This window comes from Arthrobacter psychrochitiniphilus (assembly GCF_003185915.1).
Lineage (GTDB): Bacteria > Actinomycetota > Actinomycetes > Actinomycetales > Micrococcaceae > Specibacter > Specibacter psychrochitiniphilus.
This window is the reverse complement of the sequence record NZ_QHLZ01000019.1, coordinates 1-956: the sequence shown is the minus strand read 5'-3', so window position 1 is coordinate 956 and position 956 is coordinate 1. Positions and strand designations below refer to the sequence as shown.

At 61.3% G+C, this 956-nt stretch carries 2 protein-coding genes and 1 other annotated feature; both genes read left to right on the top strand.

Features of this window, described 5'->3' with window-relative positions:
• The first annotated feature begins 143 nt into the window (after positions 1-143).
• Positions 144-464 carry a transposase gene (locus CVS29_RS17635; protein ID WP_170121037.1) on the top strand — a complete coding sequence of 107 codons (321 nt, stop codon included), beginning with the start codon at positions 144-146 and terminating at the stop codon, positions 462-464.
• Positions 422-535 (top strand) — a sequence feature (AL1L pseudoknot). It overlaps the preceding gene by 43 nt.
• Positions 461-862, top strand: a complete 402-nt coding sequence (locus tag CVS29_RS17630) for an IS3 family transposase (RefSeq protein ID WP_110107904.1) — start codon at positions 461-463, stop codon at positions 860-862. (Overlaps the previous feature by 75 nt.) The genes CVS29_RS17635 and CVS29_RS17630 overlap by 4 nt, the downstream gene beginning before the upstream one ends.
• The last annotated feature ends 94 nt before the right edge of the window (positions 863-956 follow it).

Genomic DNA, 956 nt, shown 5'->3' with positions numbered 1-956 from the left:
ACTGGAGTGATCTACTACGTCAACAACGTGGTCAAGAAGGCCGGAACCCACACATTTACGGGTACCGGAACCGTTACGGCCAGGGCAGCGTGAACCGCCCCGGGTTTAATGGAGGGTGTTGAATCCTTGAAAGGATGAGCATCATGGCACCACCAAAGAAGTATCCAGATGAGCTTCGTCAGCGGGCGGTCCGCCTCGTGATGGACGCTCAGAAAAATCCTACTGGCCGGCGTAATGCAGCTACTCGTATTGGTGCGCAACTGGGGATCCCAGCAGACACGATCCGCGGCTGGGTACGCACGGTTGAGATTGATCAGGGCGTCCGGCCAGGGACGAGCACCGATGATGCGACCCGGCTGGCCGAGCTGGAGCGCGAAGTGACCGAGCTGCGGAGAGCGAACGCGATCTTGAAGTCAGCGTCGGCTTTCTTCGCGGCGGAGCTCGACCGCCCCTCAAGACGATGATCGCCTTCATCGACCAGCACAAGGACGAATACGGGGTCGAGCCGATCTGCAGGCAACTGCCGATCGCCCCCTCCACCTACTACGCAGCCAAGGCACGCCCCGAATCGAAACGCACAGTTACCGACGCAGTGACGACAGAAAAGATCAAACAGGTACACAAGGAAAACTACGGGGTTTACGGGGCCAGGAAGGTCTACGCAGCCCTGAACCGTGCCGGCCACCGCGTGGCGCGGTGCACGGTGGAGAGGCTCATGCGACGGACAGGGCTGCACGGCGTGAGGCGGGCCAAGGGGCCACGAACGACCGTGCCAGGGCCCTTGTCTGAGCGGCCGGCAGACCTGGTCCGCCGGCAGTTCACAGCACCGGCACCGAACTGCCTCTGGGTCGCGGACATCTAATGCCGACATCGGCATTAGATGTCCTATGCCGACCTTTGGATTATGCCGATCTGGCCCGTGGTGCGCACGGGTCGAGTGGTATTGAGGCCTAGAA

Bases quoted from the DNA above. Each gene is read 5' to 3' on its own strand.
- CVS29_RS17635 (WP_170121037.1), top strand. From the start codon at position 144: ATGGCACCACCAAAGAAGTATCCAGATGAGCTTCGTCAGCGGGCGGTC.
- CVS29_RS17630 (WP_110107904.1), top strand. From the start codon at position 461: ATGATCGCCTTCATCGACCAGCACAAGGACGAATACGGGGTCGAGCCG.